The organism is Amycolatopsis sp. NPDC059021, assembly GCF_042739895.1.
In the GTDB taxonomy this organism is placed as follows: Bacteria; Actinomycetota; Actinomycetes; order Mycobacteriales; family Pseudonocardiaceae; genus Amycolatopsis.
Window position 1 is genome coordinate 1 of sequence record NZ_JBHYIQ010000079.1, and the last position, 16,425, is coordinate 16,425.

Here is a 16,425-nt window from a genome sequence, read left to right on the forward strand (position 1 = left end):
CGGGTGGCCGGGCGCCCTGCCGTTCCTCACCCCTCGTGTGCCCTTTGCCTAGATGGGGGTCGACTTGCCGTGTCTTCTCCCGCCAAAGTTGAGGGAACTCAAGTCCCTCAAGGTGGCCTTCAGAGACTTCAGGCGAAACGGGTCATGACGTGCTTGACGCGGGTGTACTCGGCGAAGGAGTAGGCAGAGAGGTCCTTGCCGTGGCCGGAGTGGCCGAAGCCGCCGTGCGGCATCTCCGCGACCAGCGGCCCGTGCGTGTTGACCCACACGCAGCCGAAGTCCAGTTCGCCCGAAAGGCGGGTCGCGCGGCCGAGGTCGCGGGTCCAGATCGACGACGCGAGTCCATAAGGGACGCCGTTCGCGAGCGTCACCGCCTCGCCGTCCTCCACAAAGGACTGGACGGTGAGCACCGGCGCGAAGATCTCCTCCTGGACGATCTCGTCGTCCTGGTGAAGGCCCGAGATCACCGTGGGGGAGAGGAAGAATCCGCGTTCGCCGTGCCGCACGCCGCCCGTCTCGACACACGCGTGCGCGGGCAGCCGGGAAAGCAGGCCCAGCACGCGCTCGAACTGCGCCGCCGAATTGAGCGGCCCGTAGTCCATACCCGGCGTGTACGCGGCGGCGGCCTTCGTCAGTTCCGCCACGAACGCGTCGTGGATCGAGGCGTGGACGAGCACGCGGCTGCCCGCGGTGCAGTCCTGCCCGGCGTTGTAGAACGCCGCGCCCACGATGCCTTCCGCGGCTTCGGCGAGGTCGACGTCGCCGAACACCAGCAGCGGCGCGTTGCCGCCGAGTTCGAGGTGCGTGCGCTTGAGATCGGCCGCGGCCACAGTCGCGACGTCGATCCCGGCGCGGGTCGACCCGGTGATCGAGACCAGTTCGGTGACCGGGTGACGCACCAGCGCGCGGCCGGTGTCCCGGTCGCCGCACAGGACGTTGAACGCGCCGGGCGGCAGGAACTCGGCGGCCACGCGCGCCAGCAGTACCGCGGTCGACGGTGTGGTCTCGGCGGGCTTGAGCACCACGGTGTTGCCCGCCGCCAGCGCGGGCGCGATCTTCCACACGGCCATCATCAGCGGGTAGTTCCACGGCGCGATCTGCGCGCAGACGCCGACCGGCTCGCGGCGGATCACCGACGTGTGGCCGGGAAGGTACTCGCCGGCGCCGGAGCCTTCCAGCTGGCGCGCGGCGCCGGCGAAGAAGCGCAGCGCGCTCACGCACTCCGGGATCTCCTCTTCCAGCACGACTCGCCGGATCTTCCCGGTGTCCCGGACCTCGGCGTCCGCGAACTCCTCGGCCCGCGCCTCCACCGCGTCGGCGATCTTCAGCAGCGCGAGCTGGCGCTGAGCCGGGGTGCTCCGCCGCCACACCGCGAAGGCACGGTCCGCCGCCGCCATCGCAGCGTCCACTTCGGACTGTCCGGAAAGGACGCTGGTGCCGAAGACCTCGCCGGTGGCCGGGTCGGTCAGCTCCAGCACGCCCGGGGCCGCGGCGGAGGCGCCGTCGACGAAGTTCTCCACGTGCGTCATCACTTCTCCAGGTGGGTCGGGGCGAACATCTTCAGCCGCGCGGGCAGCACGACGACGCTGGGGCCCGGCGTCCGCACCGCCTCGGCCAGCACGGCGCCGACATCGTCCAAAGTGGCCTCAATGGCCGGGACACCGAACGACCTCGCCAGCGCGGCGTAGTCCGGCCGGGCCAGCTCGGTCGCGGTGGTGCGGCCGAACGTGTCCGTCAGGTATTCGCGCAGGATCCCGTAGCCGCCGTCGTCGACGATCAGCCACGTCACGTCCAGCCCGTGCTGCACCGCCGTGGCCAGCTCGCCGACGCCGTACATCGCGCCGCCGTCGCCGGACACCGCGAGCACCGGGCCGCCGGTCGCGGCCGCGCCGCCGAGCGCGCCGGGCAGCCCGTAGCCGAGCCCGCCCGCGCCCTGCGCGGTGTGGATCGGGGCACCGTCGGGATTCCACGCCGACCACGCCCAGTACGCCGCGATCGTCATGTCCCAGAACGTCTGGGTGCCCTCGGGAACGGCGGCGCGCAGGTCGGCGATGAGCTTGCGCTCGGTCGCGAGATCCTGGCCGTCGAGCCGCGCTTCGACCTTGCCGAGCAGTTCCGCCACGGCCGCTTCGGCACGGCCGTCCGTCTGCCGGAACCGGACCCGCTCCAGCAGCGCACCGACCGTGAGCCGGACGTCGGCGTGGATGCCCAGCGCCGGATAATTCGACTCCAGTTTGCCGAGATCGGCCTCGACCTGGACGAGGCGCCCGCGCGGGGCGAACTCGCGGTAGTTGCTGGACAGCTCGCCGAGCCCGGAGCCAAGCACCAGCAGCACGTCGGCGTCCGCGAGGAACTCGGTGGAATGCCAGTCCTCCAGCCAGGACTGCCCGGACAGCTCGTGGTCCCAGCCGAACACGCCCTTGCCGCCGAACGTCGAGAGCACCGGCGCCCGCAACGCCTCCGCAAGCGCTTTCACCTCGGCCCGCGCACCCGAACGCAGCGCGCCGCCGCCGGCCAGGATGACCGGGTTCGCCGCCGCGTCCAGCAGCCGGGCCGCCTCGTCGATCAGTTCGGGCAACGGCGCGAGCGGCGCCGGACACGCGTTCGCGGTGGTGATCGGCGGCAGCGAGGCCGGCGCGAGCAGGACGTCCTGCGGGATCTCGACCCACACCGGCCCGAACGGCGCGGTGGCCGCGGATTCCCACGCCTCCCGCAGCGCCGTCGGGATCTGGCTCACGGTACGGACCGGGTGCACGGATTTGACGACCCCGGCGAAACTCGCCTGCTGGTCGGGAAGTTCGTGCAGGTACCCGTGCCTGCCCCCGCCGAGGCCCGCGACCGGGACCTGGCTGGAGATGCCCAGCACCGGCACCGACGCCGCCCGCGACTCCTGGAGCGAGGCCAAGGTGAGCAGCGCGCCGGGACCGGTCGACACGATCATCGGCGTCACCGGCACCGGACCCTCGGGGTCGGCGGCGAGCCTCGCGCGGGCGTGCCCGTCCGCCGCGAAGGCGAGGTTGTTCTCCACTCGCGAACCGATCACCTGCAGGTCGTCCGCGCGCCGCAACGCCTCGAACAGCCCGAGCGCGTGCTGGCCCGGCAGCCCGAAAACCGTGTCCGCGCCCAGTGCCCGCAGCGTTTCGACGACGACGTCGCCCCCGATGCGGGTCACGCGTTCTTCCCCAGCGCGAGCAGGCTCACCAGGTCGTAGGCGACGTGCGAGGCCGCGACGGCGGTGATCTCGGCGTGGTCGTAGGCGGGCGCCAGTTCGACGACGTCGCCGCCGATGAGGTTCAGGCCGCGCAGCCCGCGCAGGATCTCCAGCAGCTCGCGGCTGGTCATCCCGCCCGCCTCCGGCGTGCCGGTGCCGGGCGCGTGCGCGGGATCGAGCACGTCGATGTCGATGGAGACGTACAGCGGCCGGTCACCGATCCGCTGGCGCAGCGCGTCGACCGTCTCCGCGACACCGCGGCGCAGGACGTCGCCCGAGGTGACGATGCCGAAGCCGAGCCGCCGGTCCTCCTCCAGATCCCGCTTGCCGTACAGCGGGCCGCGGGTCCCGACGTGGGAAAGCGCGCTGGTGTCGAGGATTCCCTCCTCCGACGCCCGCCGGAACGGGGTGCCGTGCGTGTACGGCTCGCCGAAGTAGGTGTCCCAGGTGTCCAGATGCGCGTCGAAGTGCAGCAGCGCCACCGGCCCGTGCCGCTTCGCCGCGGCGCGCAGCAACGGCAGCGCGATCGTGTGGTCCCCGCCGATGGTGACCAGCCGGGTTCCTTGCGCGGTCAGGGTTTCCGCCTCGTGCTGCAGGGTTTTGATCGCCTCGCCGATGTTGAACGGGTTGACCGCGATGTCGCCCGCGTCCACCACCTGCGCGGTGGCGAACGGCGAGACGTCGAGGCCGGGGTGGTACGGCCGCAGCAGCCTGCTCGCCTCGCGCAGCGCCGCCGGCCCGAACCGCGCGCCGGGACGGTAGGACACCCCGGAGTCGAACGGGACCCCGGCGACGGCGACGTCGGCGTGCTCGACCTGATCGATCCTGGGCAGCCGCGCGAAGGTGGCGAATCCGGCGAACCGGGGGACGCGCGAGGAGTCGACGGGGCCGATCGGGCTCGTGTCAGACACTGCTGGGGGCTCCTGATTCTCGTTGTGGTGCGGGAGTTTCCTCGTCGGCCGCGGAGCCGTTCAGGCGCGCGGTCCAAGTGTCCAAAATAGACGAACTCGTTCTCGGGGTGGCCAGGCTGACGGCGACATAGGCCACCAGGCTCGCCCCGAGGCCCCAGTAGATCGGGCTGTTCGCGTCGACGCCGTCGACGATCATGAAGGTGATCACCACGACCGTGCCCACGATCATCGAGGCGTAGGCGCCCTGCCGCGTACCGCGCTTCCAGAACAGCGCGCCCACGATCGCGACCAGCAGCCCGCCGACCAGGATGTCGTAGGCGATGGTGAGCGCGTCGACCACGTCGTCGACGATCATCGCGATGCCGATCGCGGCCAGGCCCAGCACCAGCGTGGTGATCCGGTTGCGGTGCACCTCGCCGCTTCCCTTGCGCAGTCCCACCTTGCTCAGCAGGTCGGACGTGCTGACCGTGGAGCACGCGATGAGCGCGCCGCTCGCCGTCGACATCATCGCCGAGAGCGCGGCCGCGAGGACGAGCCCGCGCACGCCGGTCGGCAGGAGGCGTTCGACGATCGTGGCGAACGCGTCCTGCGCGCTGCCGAGGTCGGGATAAAGCGCTTTCGCGGCGGTCCCGATCAGCGCGCCGGCGAGGCCGTAGATCAGGCAGTAGACGCCGGAGAGGATGCCGCCGCCGGTCGCGACGGCCGGGGTGCGCGCGGTGAACACGCGCTGCCAGATGTCCTGGCCGATGAGCAGGCCGAAGGTGTAGACGAGAACATAGGTGAAGATCGTCTGGCCGCCGATCGCGGTGAACTCGAAGTACGTCGCGTCGAGGCGTTTCGTCATTTCGCCGAAGCCGCCCGCCGAGCTGATCGCGACCGGCAGCAGGATGAACAGGATGCCGACGGTCTTGACGCCGAACTGCACGATGTCGGTGAGCGTGATCGACCACATGCCGCCGAGCACCGAGTACAGCACGACGATCGCGCCGCCGATCGCGATCCCGGCCCAGCCCGGGACGTTGAAGAGGACCTTGAAGATCGTCGCGAAGGCCAGCGTCGAGGTCACCGTCAGCATCAGCGTGTAGACCCACATCACGACGCCGGAGATGGTGCTGGTGGCCCCGCCGTAGCGCAGGTCGAGCATCTCGCCGACGGTGTAGACGCGCAGTTTCACCAGGCGCCGGGCGAACACCGCGTGCAGCACGAGAATGCCGAGCCCGATCGTGATCACCAGCCACGCGCCGGAGATGCCGTAGGTGTAGCCGAGCTTCACGCCGCCGACGGTGGACGCGCCGCCGAGCACGACCGCCGACATCGTGCCGGAGTACATGACCCAGCCGAGCCGCCGCCCGGCGACGAGGTAGTCGGATTTCGTCCTGGCCAGCCGCAGGCCGAACCAGCCGACCCCGAGCATGCCCGCGATGTACAGCGCGATCACCGCGTAGTCACCCGTCATGGTGACCTCCCTGGCTTGTCATGGGGCGTTGTCGTCCGGGTCACCGTAGGTTCGCCGTCCAGTCCACCGGCATGGGATGATTCATCCCTGATCAGGGTGAGCGAGGATGAAATGACCCATCCGCTGGATCTCCCGGCCGCCGAGGTGACTATTCCGTTACGGGTGGTCACCGGCAATCCGGAGCTGGCACTCGACGTCGTCGGCGAGACCGCGCGGCCCGGTGCGCTCGACGCGCCGGTCCGCTGGGCGCACGTCAGCGAGCTGGGCGATCCCGCGCCGTACCTGCTCGGCGCGGAACTGCTGCTCACCGCCGGGGTGAACCTGCCGTCCGATTCCCGCGACGTCGACCGCTACGTCCGGCGCCTCGCCGAAAGCGGCATCACCGCGCTCGGGTTCGGGATCACACCGTCGGTGCACGAGACGCTCCCGGAACCGCTGCGCCGGTCGTGTGCCCGGCACGGCCTGCCGCTGCTCGTGGTGCCGGTGCGGACGCCATTCCTCGCGATCAGCCGCGCCGTCTCGGTCGCGCTCACCGAAGCGGGACAACGGGAACAGCGCCGGATCTCGGCGGCGCGCGAAGCACTGACGCGGGCGGCCGGTGACGGGCTGGGCGAGCTGGCGGGCGCGCTCGCCGCGCGGTTGGGCGGCTGGGTCGCGATGGTCGGCGCGGACGACGTCGCCGCAGCGGCGCACGACGCGCCGTCACCGCTGCCGGAAGAGGTCCGCGAACTGCTGGCGACTTTGCGCGCGGGTACCGGGATCCGCAGTGCCACAACGGAACTCGCCACCGGCGGGTACGTCGTGGCGCAGCCGGTGTACCCGCAGGCGACCGCGTCGCATCTCGTCGTGTGCGGGCGCGACAGCCGGTTCGACGGCGCCGACCGCGCGATCCTCGCCGTCGGCGCGGCCCTCCTCGGCCTGGTCGGCCGGTCCGGTTCGGACACCGCCGCGCTGGGCGCCGCGGCCACCGGGCTGCTGCTCGGCCAGGCGGCGCCGGACGCCGTCGCCGCCACGCTCGCGGGGACCGATCGCCCGCGGCTGGTCGCCGGGATCGCCCACCGGCGCGGTCCGGACGAGGTCGCGCTGCGCTACGACTGGCTCCGCGCCCGGCTCGACACCCCGCTCGTCCAGGTGCTGCCAGGGCCCCGGTTCCTGGCGATCGTCGACGACGGCCCCGGGCGCGCCGGTCTGGAGGAACTGCGCGAGCACGGCTGGCTCGCCGTCCGCGGTTCCGCGGTCGCGGCAGGCCGGCTGCCCGCCGCCGTCGCCGAAGCCGGGGCCCTGCTCGACCGGGCGCGGGTGCTCGGCCGCCCGGTGCTCGCCGGGGACGGGCCCGCCGGTTTCGATGCCGTGCTGGATCCCGGCGCGGCCAGGGCATTCGCCGAACGGGCGCTGGCGCCGCTGGCCGAGCTCGACCGGGCACAAGGCCGGGAACTGGTGGTGACGTTGCGCACCTGGCTGGCCTGTCACGGCGGCTGGGACCGCGCCGCGGCAGGGCTCGGCGTGCACCGCAACAGCGTCCGGCACCGGATCGGCCAGATCGAGCGCGTGCTCGGCGTGGACCTTGCCGATCCGGAGGTCCGGATGCGGCTGTGGTTCGCCCTGCGCTGGGTAGGCTGAACCGTCCAAAAAGGCCGGTGGGGCCGTCACTGCGCGTATAGGTGACTCTCAGGAAACTGTGGAAGTGTGGACGCCGTGAGAATTCTGGTGGTGGAAGACGAGGAGCCCCTCGCCGACGCGATCGCGCGTGGCCTGCGGCGGGAGGGGATGGCCGTGGACGTCGCGCTGACCGGCGACGACGGGCACGAGAAGGCGACGGTGACCCGGTACGACGTGGTCCTGCTCGACCGCGACCTGCCCGGCATGTCCGGGGACGACCTGTGCCGCGAGATCGTCACGTCCGGTGAGCTGACCCGGGTGCTGATGCTGACCGCGAGCGGTTCGGTGTCCGACCGGGTGGACGGGCTGTCGCTGGGCGCCGACGACTACCTCGCCAAGCCGTTCGCCTTCCCCGAACTCGTCGCGCGGGTCCGCGCGCTCGGCCGCCGCGCGACCCCGGCCGCGCCGCCGCTGCTCACCGCGGGCGATGTCGAGCTCGACCCCGCCAAGCGCACCGTGCGCCGGGCGGGCGGGCCGGTCGAGCTGACCCGCAAGGAGTTCGGCGTGCTCGAGGTGCTGCTGTCCGCGGCCGGATCCGTGGTGAGCAGCGAAGAACTGCTCGAGCGGGTGTGGGACGAGAACGCCGACCCGTTCACCACGACCGTGCGGGTCACCGTGATGACCCTGCGCAAGAAGCTCGGCGAGCCCGGGATCATCGAGACCGTGGTCGGTTCGGGCTACCGCGTGCCCGAGCAGGGGGCCGGCGCGGGGTGAAGCGGGCACTGAGCCTGCCGGGCGCGCGCAGCCTGCGGGCCAGGGTCACCCTGCTCGCGACCGTGCTGGTGGCCGCCGTCAGCCTGCTGCTGCTGTGGCTCGCGTGGACGCTGGTGCGCGACGCGGTGAACACCGTGCCGCAGATGCCGCCCGGCACCAGCGTGCGTGTCGACGGCGTGGACGTCGACGCGTCGACGCTGGCCGAGCACCTCCGCGAGCACGCGCGGATCCGGGTGCTGGTCTTCGGCTCGGCCGCGTTCTGCTTCGTCGTCGCGGCCGCCGCGATCCTCGCCTGGACGTTCACCTCGCGGGTTCTGCTGCCGCTGCGCGAGATCACCGCGACCGCGCGGCGGCTCTCGGTGGAATCGCTGGGGGAGCGGATCGGCGAGGTGCGTTCGAAGGACGAGCTGGCCGAGCTGGCCGGGACCTTCGACGACATGCTCGACCGGCTGCAGGCCGCCTTCGACGCCCAGCGCCATTTCGTCGCCAATGCCAGCCACGAGCTGCGGACGCCGCTTTCGGTGATCCGCACCGAACTCGACGTCACGCTCGCCGACGAGCACGCCGACGAGGCCGAACTGCGCCGGATGGCCGAGGTCGTCCGCGACGCCACCGAACGCGCCGGGCGGCTCGTCAATTCCTTGCTGCTGCTCGCGAAGACCGACGGTTCCGGCCTCGTGGCGCGCGAGCGCGTCGACCTCGCCACGGTGGTCGACCAGGCCTGGCGCGCGGTGCGGAAGGAGGCCGGACAGCGGGGCATCCGCACCGACTTCAGCACGCCGGGGGTCGCCGTCACCGGGGATCCCGCGCTGCTGGAACGGATCGCGGGCAACCTGCTGGAGAACGCCGTGCGGCACAACGTCGACGGCGGCTGGCTCGAGGTGCGCACCCAGGCCGGTCCCCAGTGGTCGGTGCTGCGGGTGCGCTCCTCCGGCGGGCTGATCGACCCGGCCAAGGTGGCCGAGCTGTTCGAACCGTTCGAGCGCGCCGGGGTCGCCCGCACCGCCCGCTCGGGCGCCGGCCTCGGCCTGTCCATCGTGCGCGCCGCCGTCCAGGCGCACGGTGGCGTGGTGGCGGCCGAACCGGTGGTCGGTGGTGGTCTCTCGGTCATCGTGCACCTCCCCGCTAACACAGCCAACACAGCCAACACAGCCGGCACGCCCTCGTAGCGCGCCGTAGCACCTTTGTAGCATCTCTGCCCGGCAAGTGCTACCGTGGCTTCATGACCCACACGATCAGCCAGCGCGACCTGCGCAACGACAACGCGGAGATCATGCGGCGCGTCGAGCGGGGCGAGAGCTTCACGGTCACCCGTAACGGCAAGCCGGTCGCCAATCTGCTGCCGCTGTGCGCCGGGCACGAGGAGCGGGCCCGGCGCACCCTGGCCGAGGTGCAGGTCTCCTTCGGTGAGCTGCCGCCGATGGACAGTGCCGAGTGGCGGCGCGAGCGCGCCGCGGACGACGCGGCCTTCGGGCCGGACGAGCCGGAGGACCCGTGGGGTCGCCGGTGAACCCGCCCGAGCGCGTCCTGCTCGACACCTGTGTCGTGATCGACCTCGAACGGCTCGACCTCGGCGAGCTGGCCGCGGCCGTCCCCGCGGTGAGCGCGGTGACGGTCGCGGAGCTCGGCTACGGGCTGGACGTCGGCGACGTGATCGCCAGGGCCGCCCGCACCGAGCGGTACTACGCGGTGCTCGACCAGTTCGAGGTGCTGCCGTTCGGTGTCGCGGCGGCGAAGCAGTACGGCACGATGGCCGCGCTCGTGCGGCGGTCGGGGCGCGATCCGCGGCCACGCCGGCTGGATCTGCAGATCGCGGCCACCGCCGCCGCGCACCGGATTCCCGTGCTCACCCGCAACGCCAAGGATTTCGGCGGCCTGGAGCGCCTCGTCGAGGTGATCGAGGTGTGACGGCGCGGCACTGTCCTCAGTGGACGTCGACGAAGATCGGGTTGCCGTAGAGCCAGAGATCCGCGAACGGGTCGGCGTCGCCGACGACGTCCATCGCGGGCTCGATGCCGCCGGGCACATGCCGCTTGCCGTCGGTGCCGCGGATCCGGACGTAGAACGGCTCGCGCACATTCCGGAACGTGTGCCGGAAACTCACCCGATGGCCCGCGGCCCGGCGTGGCTCGAACGACCGCACGACGCGGGTTCCGGGCGCGGTCATCGTCTCGCGGTCCGCGGCCGGGCCGGTGACGGGTCCGGCGATGACGTCGAGCCGGGCGAGCCGCGGGACCTCGCCGCCGCCGTTCGGCCGGTTCGCCGTCACCGCGGAGACCACGACCGTGACGTTCTCCCCGCGGCGCACGCGCAGCCGCCCGCCGAACGTCTCGGCGCACCCGCCGCCGTACACGCCGACCTCCAGCTGCCGCGCCAAACCGCCGTGGCAGAGCCAGATCCGGCCCGCCCGCAAGCCTTCCAGCACACCTTCGAAGCCGCGCTGCCGCACGCCGACCATCGTGCGGCTGAACTCGCCGGGGTAGAAGTCCGCGTACGGCGCGGCGAGCTGCGGGACACCGGTGTCGACCGGATCCGGGTACTTGCCCGTGCGGTCGTACCAGCCGTCCGGCACCGGCGGGCGGACCAGCGTGTCGCCCCGGTTGTAGTGCGAATCGGAGTTCGTGGTGATCCACCACGGTTTCCCTTCGGCGAGCAGGGAATCCCACAGCCCGCCGACCTTCGCCGTCGTCCAGTCCCAGCCGCCGAACGTCCGGTACGCCTCGGCCGGGAAACCCGGCCACGAGTTCGCGCCGGGGCTGTTGGCGTAGCCGCCGCGCGCGCCGCCGTTGCCCCGTGGTTTCGGGAACCCGTCGGCCTGGGCGCCGGGCGCGCCCTCCATGCCGATCACGATGCCCGGCGCGGTGTCGCGGTAGTTGCGCAGTTCGTGCGGTGCGACACGGCCGTTGCGCAGCGGGTGGTTGATCAGCACGACCGGGGCGTGGATCCGGCGCGTGCGTTCCTGCTCGGCGAGCCACCGCAGGCCCTTGAGCGCCAGCGCCTCGTTCTCCGGGCTGGACGCCTCCGAACCGGTCAGCCGCCAGTCGAAGTCCCGCTCGAACTCCCGCAGCAGCGGGGCCTGGTCCTTGCCGGCCCGGAAGAACACCGTGGCGTGCTCGGCGCCGGGGACGTTCCACTCCATTCCTTGCCACAGCAGCAGATCCGGGTACTTCCGTTGCGCGGCGAGGACGTCCCGGCCGGTCGGCTCGACCGAGGACTTCTCGTGTTCGGCGTGACCGTGGTCGGTGAAGACGATCCAGTTCGCGCCGTGCTCGCGGGCACCGGCGGCGATCCGGTCGATGGTGTACATCGCGTCGTAGGAGTACTGGCTGTGCGTGTGGTGGTCGCCGGCCAGCCACTGGTAGCGGCCACGGCCGAAGAGCCGGTCGAGGCTGACATCGATGTCGACGTCGAGATCGAGGTCGGCGGCGTCCGCCCGCGACGGCGCGATCATCGGCGCTCCGGCGGCCGCGGCACCGGCGAGGCCCGCGCGCTTGAGGAAGCCACGGCGGTCCACGCCGGATCTGTCGGAGATGTTCATCCCGCTCCTGCCCTGGGTGCTGAGTCGGCAGGACGCTAAGGGGCTTCGATGAACGGATGGTGTCCCGGCGGCCAACGACGGCCGTTGTGTGATGATCGTCCCGTGAGTGGCAGACCGGCCCGGACGGGGCCGAAACTGATCAAGATCCTGATCCCGGTGCTCATGCTGGCGGCGGCCGCGGGCGTGGGCCTGGCGTTGCTGGTCGCGCGCCTCGTCCAGCCCGAGGCGCTGCCGGTGGACACGAACCCGGTGCCCGCGGCGGGACGGAACTTGTGCGGGGCCTCGGTGACGATGTACTTCGACACCGACGAGCTGATGACCCGGGCTTCGGGCAGTTTCCACGGTGATCCGAAAACCCGCCGGGTGTTCACCGAAACCAGGGCCGAAGCCTGGGAACGCTTCAAGCGGATCTTCGCCGAACACCCGGATCTCGTGGAGAACTCGAACCGGGAAGCGATGCCCGCGTCGCTGAACCTGCTTCCGCAGCGCGGCGTGGACCTGGAGGAATGGGCCGCCGAACTACGCAGGCGTCATCCCGAGGCCAAGAAGGTGGTCGTGCTCGATCCCGCTCACCCGCCGCCCGGCATGCCCGTCGCTACGGCGACACCGTCCGCCCCCCCCCGCGGCTAATCCGCCCCCGCACCGCCGCCACGCCCCCCTGGCGGCCACGAGACGCCCGTAAGGTGGCCTTGACGGAACCTACGCCACCGGGACCGAGGCGACGCCCGGGGCCAGGAACGGCTTGCCGTTGAGGCGCTCGGAGACGCCGGAGCGGTCCAGGTACGGCGTGATGCCGCCGAGCCAGAACGGCCAGCCCGCGCCGAGGATCAGGCACAGGTCGATGTCCTGCGCCTCCGCGACCACGCCCTCGTCGAGCATGATCCGGATCTCCTCGGCGATCGCGCCGAGGGCGCGTTCGCGCACCTGCTCCGCGGTGGACGGCTTGTCGCCCTGCGTCCACAGCTCGACGACCTCGGGGTCGGCGGACTGGTTCCCCTTGTCGTCCCAGACCCAGACGCCCCGCTTGCCGGCCTTCACGAACTTCGCCAGGTTTTCGCTGACGGTGAAGCGGTCCGGGAACGCCTCGTGCAGCGTCTCGCCGACGTGCAGCGCGATGGCCGGGCCGACGAGCTGCATGAGCGTCAGCGGGGTCATCGGCAGGCCGAGCGGTTCCAGCGCCGAGTCGGCGACCTCGAACGGCGTGCCCTCGTCGACGGCGACGAGCACTTCGCCGAGGAAGCGCAGCAGCAGCCGGTTGACCACGAACGCCGAAGCGTCCTTCACCAGCACGCTGGACTTCTTGAGCTGCTTGCCGACCGCGAACGCCGTCGCGAGCGAAGCGTCGTCGGTCTTTTCGCCGCGCACGATCTCCAGCAGCGGCAGCACAGCGACCGGGTTGAAGAAGTGGAACCCGACCACGCGTTCCGGGTGCTGAAGCTTCGAGGCCATCGCGGTGATCGACAGCGACGACGTGTTCGTCGCCAGGATCGCCTCGGGGGAGACGTGCTGCTCCAGCTCGGCGAACACCTGCTGCTTGACGCCCAGCTCCTCGAACACCGCCTCGATGACGAAGTCGGCGTCGGAGAACGCGGCCTTGTCGAGCGAGCCGGTCACCAGCGCCTTGAGCCGGTTGGCGCCGTCGGGGGAGACGCGCTTCTTGGCCAGGAGCTTGTCGATCTCGTCGTGGACGTAGCCGACGCCCTTGTCGACGCGCTCCTGGTCGACGTCGGTGAGCACGACCGGCACCTTGAGGCGGCGCACGAACAGCAGCGCGAGCTGGCTGGCCATCAGCCCGGCGCCGACGATGCCGACCTTGTTCACCTTGCGCGCCAAGGACTTGTCCGGCGCGCCCGCCGGGCGCTTGGCCCGCTTGTTGACCAGGTTGAACGAGTACAGCCCGGCACGCAGGACGTCGGACATGAGCAGCTCGGCCAGCCCGTCCGTCTCGGCCGCGTAGCCCCGGTCGAGGTCGTTCTCCCGCGCCAGCTCCAGCAGCTCGACGGCCTTGGTCGCGCCCGGCGACGCGCCGTGCGTCCGGCCGTCCACAATGGACTTCGCGCGGGCGATCGCCGCGTCCCAGCCGGCACCGCGGTCGATCTCGCGCCGGGCAGGGGTGATCTCGCCACGGACCACTTTGGACAGCCAGAGCAGCGACTGCTCCAGGTAGTCCGCCGAACCGAAGACCTCGTCGACGATGCCCAGTTCGGCCGCCTTGCGCACGTTCAGCATCTTGTTCTGCGCCAAGGCGTTCTCGATGATGACGGTCACCGCGGCGTCCGGGCCGATCAGGTTCGGCAGCAGCTGCGTACCGCCCCAGCCGGGGAACAGGCCGAGGAAGACCTCGGGGAACGCGATGGCCGCGGTGTTCTCCGACAGCGTCCGGTAGTGACACGACAGCGCGAGTTCGAGCCCGCCGCCCATCACCGCGCCGTTGATGAACCCGAACGTCGGGATCTCGGTTTCGGTGAGGCGCCGGAACACGTCGTGCCCGGTCTGCGCGATCTCCCGCGCCAGCTTCGGATCCGACACGGCCTCGACCCCGGAAAGGTCGGCGCCGACGGCGAAGATGAACGGCTTGCCGGTGACCGCGATCGCGGCCGGTTCGGCGGCGAACGCCTCGTCCAGTGCGGAGTTCAGGGACACGAGACCCTGTGGACCGAACGTGTTGGGCCGGGTGTGGTCGTGGCCGTTGTCCAAGGTGACCAGCGCGACCGGCTTGTCCAGCCCCGGCACCTTGACCAGCCGGGTCTTCGCGACGGTGACGACCTCGTCGGGGAAGGCGGCCTTCGCTTCTTCAGCGGTGAAAGTCATCAGTTGGTCCCCTCGAAAGCCGGGTTCTCCCAGATCACGGTGCCGCCCATGCCGATACCGATGCACATGGTGGTGATGCCGTAGCGCACGTCGGGGCGCTCGGCGAACTGACGCGACAGCTGCGTCATCAGCCGGACGCCGGACGAGGCGAGCGGGTGCCCGCAGGCGATCGCGCCGCCCCACTGGTTGACCCGCGGGTCGTCGTCGGCGATGCCGAAGTGATCGAGGAAGGCGAGCACCTGCACGGCGAACGCCTCGTTGATCTCGAACAGCCCGATGTCGTCGATCGACAGCCCGGTGCGCTGGAACAGTTTCTCGGTGGCGGGCACCGGCCCGATGCCCATCACCTCCGGTTCGACACCGGCGAAGGAGTAGCCGACCAGCCGCATCCCGACCGGCAGGCCCAGCTCGCGGGCGGTGTCCTCGTCGGCGAGGATCGCCGCGGTGGCACCGTCGTTGAGGCCGGCCGCGTTGCCCGCGGTGACCCGGCCGTGCGGGCGGAACGGCGTCTTCAGCCCGGCGAGCTGCTCGACCGTGGTGCCCGGCCGCGGCGGCTCGTCCTCGGTGGCCAGGCCCCAGCCCAGCTCGGCGGACCGGGTCGCGACCGGCACCAGCTCGGGGCCGATCTTGCCGGTCTTGACGGCTTCGGCGTACTTCTCCTGGCTGCGCGCGGCGAAGGCGTCGGTGCGCTGCTTGGTGATCGCGGGGAACCGGTCGTGCAGGTTCTCCGCGGTCTGGCCCATGACGAGCGCCGTCGGGTCGACGAGCTTGTCGGCGACGATCCGCGGGTTCGGGTCGACGCCCTCGCCCATCGGGTGCCTGCCCATGTGCTCGACGCCGCCCGCGATGGCGATGTCGTAGGCGCCGAACCCGATGCCGGACGCGGTCGTGGTGACCGCGGTCATCGCGCCGGCGCACATGCGGTCGATGGCGAAGCCGGGCACGGACTTGGGCAGCCCGGCCAGCAGCGCGGCGGTGCGCCCGATGGTCAGCCCCTGGTCGCCGATCTGCGTGGTGGCGGCGATGGCCACCTCGTCGACGCGCTCGGGCGGCAGTTCGGGGTGCCGCCGCAGCAGCTCCCTGATGGCGTTGACGACGAGGTCGTCGGCACGGGTCCCGGCGTAGATGCCCTTGTCGCCCGCCTTGCCGAACGGGGTCCGTACCCCCTCGACGAACACGACGTTGCGCACGCCTCGCGCGTTCGGCGCGAGCGGCGTTGCTGGTGCGGCCACGAATGCTCCTGATGTCGGCAGAGAAATCCTGCCCGCACGATAGCCCTTGTTACCCACGGGTAACCAGGGGAGTGGCCCGGTCGAGTGGGACACGGCACACTCGCGAGTGGCGCTCAGTCCCGATGAACCGTGTTCACCAGCCGGGTCGCGAGCGCGCCGAGGTCGTCGAGGCCGAATTCGGTGACGAGCTCGGCGGGCAGGGCGAGCAGGACGAGGAACAGGCCACCGGCGAAGGCGTCGAGGAGGACGACGTCCCGGAGACTGGTCGGCAGGCCGCCCTCGGTCACCGCCCGCTGCTGCGCCGGATACGCCGCGCGCAGCGTTCCCGCGAGCGTGTCCCGGATTTCGGGGTGGCGCGCCGCTTCCAGGTGTACCTCGAGCATCGCGAGGCTGCGTGCCCGGTGCTTGGTGCGCAGTTCCCGCAGGAACTCCTCGAACGAGCTGATGAGCGTGGCGCGGCTGTAGGACTTCGCCTGCGCGCCGAAGGCGCCGAGCTGCGCGAGGTGCCAGTGCGAGATGCGCTCGGTCGCCGCGAGCAGGAGTGCCTGCCGGGTGGGGAAGTAGTTGCCGGTCGTGCCCAGCGGCACTCCGGCGGCGCGGTCCACGGCGCGGTGGGTCAGACCGCGTCCGCCCTGCGTGGCGAGAACATCGATCGCCGCGTCGGCGAGCTGCTCCCGCCGTGACTGTGCGGTCATCGTGTTCACCCCTTCGCCCGGTATTAGGGACATTTCACTATAACACCTGTAGTACAACAGCTGTTATAGTGGGGGAGTGGTGACCCCGACACCACGCCAAGGGGGGACCGCGGCGGGCGGGGGGCCGGTGGCGCCCCGCCCCCCCGCCAAACAATACCCACCGGTCAAATAAAAACAACAGACCCAGCCGACCACAAA

The 16,425-nt window shown here is 71.4% G+C and carries 14 protein-coding genes; 6 read left to right on the plus strand and 8 right to left on the minus strand.

Annotation, left to right across the window (positions count from 1 at the left end):
- Window positions 1-128: 128 nt before the first annotated feature.
- From ACFWX1_RS34775 to ACFWX1_RS34790, 4 genes are read right to left on the minus strand one after another with little or no spacing between them, the layout of a single operon-like run.
- Window positions 129-1,529 (minus strand): aminobutyraldehyde dehydrogenase, encoded by a 1,401-nt coding sequence (locus ACFWX1_RS34775; RefSeq protein ID WP_378394026.1) that lies wholly within the window; start codon window positions 1,527-1,529, stop codon window positions 129-131.
- A complete protein-coding gene (locus ACFWX1_RS34780) occupies window positions 1,529-3,172 on the minus strand; it encodes a thiamine pyrophosphate-binding protein (protein ID WP_378394027.1) in 1,644 nt (547 codons plus the stop codon). Before ACFWX1_RS34780 ends, ACFWX1_RS34775 begins: the two co-directional genes overlap by 1 nt.
- Complete coding sequence (gene speB / locus ACFWX1_RS34785) at window positions 3,169-4,122, minus strand: agmatinase (protein WP_378394028.1); 954 nt, start codon at window positions 4,120-4,122, stop codon at window positions 3,169-3,171. The genes ACFWX1_RS34780 and speB overlap by 4 nt, the downstream gene beginning before the upstream one ends.
- Window positions 4,115-5,578: a sodium:solute symporter gene (locus ACFWX1_RS34790; RefSeq protein WP_378394029.1), complete on the minus strand. Its 1,464-nt coding sequence runs from the start codon at window positions 5,576-5,578 to the stop codon at window positions 4,115-4,117. The genes speB and ACFWX1_RS34790 overlap by 8 nt, the downstream gene beginning before the upstream one ends.
- A gap of 111 nt (window positions 5,579-5,689) precedes the next feature.
- Between ACFWX1_RS34790 and ACFWX1_RS34795 the strand changes: the two genes are divergently transcribed.
- From ACFWX1_RS34795 to ACFWX1_RS34815, 5 genes are all read left to right on the plus strand, one after another.
- A complete protein-coding gene (locus tag ACFWX1_RS34795; protein WP_378394030.1) occupies window positions 5,690-7,198 on the plus strand; it encodes a PucR family transcriptional regulator in 1,509 nt (502 codons plus the stop codon).
- A gap of 75 nt (window positions 7,199-7,273) precedes the next feature.
- On the plus strand, window positions 7,274-7,951 hold the full coding sequence (locus ACFWX1_RS34800) for a response regulator transcription factor (protein ID WP_378394066.1): 678 nt from the start codon (window positions 7,274-7,276) through the stop codon (window positions 7,949-7,951).
- Window positions 7,952-7,959: 8 nt separating this feature from the next.
- Window positions 7,960-9,120, plus strand: a complete 1,161-nt coding sequence (locus tag ACFWX1_RS34805; RefSeq protein WP_378394067.1) for a sensor histidine kinase — start codon at window positions 7,960-7,962, stop codon at window positions 9,118-9,120.
- Window positions 9,121-9,173: 53 nt separating this feature from the next.
- A complete protein-coding gene (locus ACFWX1_RS34810) occupies window positions 9,174-9,461 on the plus strand; it encodes a type II toxin-antitoxin system Phd/YefM family antitoxin (RefSeq protein WP_378394031.1) in 288 nt (95 codons plus the stop codon).
- Entirely contained in the window at window positions 9,458-9,859 is a 402-nt protein-coding gene (locus ACFWX1_RS34815; RefSeq protein ID WP_378394032.1) for a PIN domain-containing protein, read from the plus strand. Before ACFWX1_RS34810 ends, ACFWX1_RS34815 begins: the two co-directional genes overlap by 4 nt.
- Before the next feature lie 16 nt (window positions 9,860-9,875).
- Here ACFWX1_RS34815 and ACFWX1_RS34820 read toward each other — a convergent pair whose 3' ends face one another.
- The gene (locus ACFWX1_RS34820; RefSeq protein WP_378394033.1) at window positions 9,876-11,489 is read right to left on the minus strand and encodes a PHP domain-containing protein; all 1,614 of its coding nucleotides are present in this window, start codon (window positions 11,487-11,489) and stop codon (window positions 9,876-9,878) included.
- Window positions 11,490-11,591: 102 nt separating this feature from the next.
- On the opposite strand from ACFWX1_RS34820, the gene ACFWX1_RS34825 reads away from it, so the two are divergent.
- The gene (locus ACFWX1_RS34825; RefSeq protein ID WP_378394034.1) at window positions 11,592-12,119 is read left to right on the plus strand and encodes a hypothetical protein; all 528 of its coding nucleotides are present in this window, start codon (window positions 11,592-11,594) and stop codon (window positions 12,117-12,119) included.
- Between the two features lie 69 nt (window positions 12,120-12,188).
- Here ACFWX1_RS34825 and ACFWX1_RS34830 read toward each other — a convergent pair whose 3' ends face one another.
- The 3 genes from ACFWX1_RS34830 to ACFWX1_RS34840 all read right to left on the minus strand — a co-directional run bounded on the left by ACFWX1_RS34830 (window position 12,189) and on the right by ACFWX1_RS34840 (window position 16,227).
- Window positions 12,189-14,300, minus strand: a complete 2,112-nt coding sequence (locus ACFWX1_RS34830; RefSeq protein WP_378394035.1) for a 3-hydroxyacyl-CoA dehydrogenase NAD-binding domain-containing protein — start codon at window positions 14,298-14,300, stop codon at window positions 12,189-12,191.
- A complete protein-coding gene (locus ACFWX1_RS34835; RefSeq protein ID WP_378394069.1) occupies window positions 14,300-15,490 on the minus strand; it encodes a thiolase family protein in 1,191 nt (396 codons plus the stop codon). Before ACFWX1_RS34835 ends, ACFWX1_RS34830 begins: the two co-directional genes overlap by 1 nt.
- 155 nt (window positions 15,491-15,645) lie before the next feature.
- The gene (locus tag ACFWX1_RS34840; protein ID WP_378394036.1) at window positions 15,646-16,227 is read right to left on the minus strand and encodes a TetR/AcrR family transcriptional regulator; all 582 of its coding nucleotides are present in this window, start codon (window positions 16,225-16,227) and stop codon (window positions 15,646-15,648) included.
- Window positions 16,228-16,425 lie beyond the last annotated feature (198 nt).

Bases quoted from the DNA above. Each gene is read 5' to 3' on its own strand.
- ACFWX1_RS34775 (WP_378394026.1), bottom strand. From the start codon at position 1,529: ATGACGCACGTGGAGAACTTCGTCGACGGCGCCTCCGCCGCGGCCCCG.
- ACFWX1_RS34790 (WP_378394029.1), bottom strand. From the start codon at position 5,578: ATGACGGGTGACTACGCGGTGATCGCGCTGTACATCGCGGGCATGCTC.
- ACFWX1_RS34795 (WP_378394030.1), top strand. From the start codon at position 5,690: ATGACCCATCCGCTGGATCTCCCGGCCGCCGAGGTGACTATTCCGTTA.
- ACFWX1_RS34810 (WP_378394031.1), top strand. From the start codon at position 9,174: ATGACCCACACGATCAGCCAGCGCGACCTGCGCAACGACAACGCGGAG.
- ACFWX1_RS34820 (WP_378394033.1), bottom strand. From the start codon at position 11,489: ATGAACATCTCCGACAGATCCGGCGTGGACCGCCGTGGCTTCCTCAAG.
- ACFWX1_RS34830 (WP_378394035.1), bottom strand. From the start codon at position 14,300: ATGACTTTCACCGCTGAAGAAGCGAAGGCCGCCTTCCCCGACGAGGTC.
- ACFWX1_RS34840 (WP_378394036.1), bottom strand. From the start codon at position 16,227: ATGACCGCACAGTCACGGCGGGAGCAGCTCGCCGACGCGGCGATCGAT.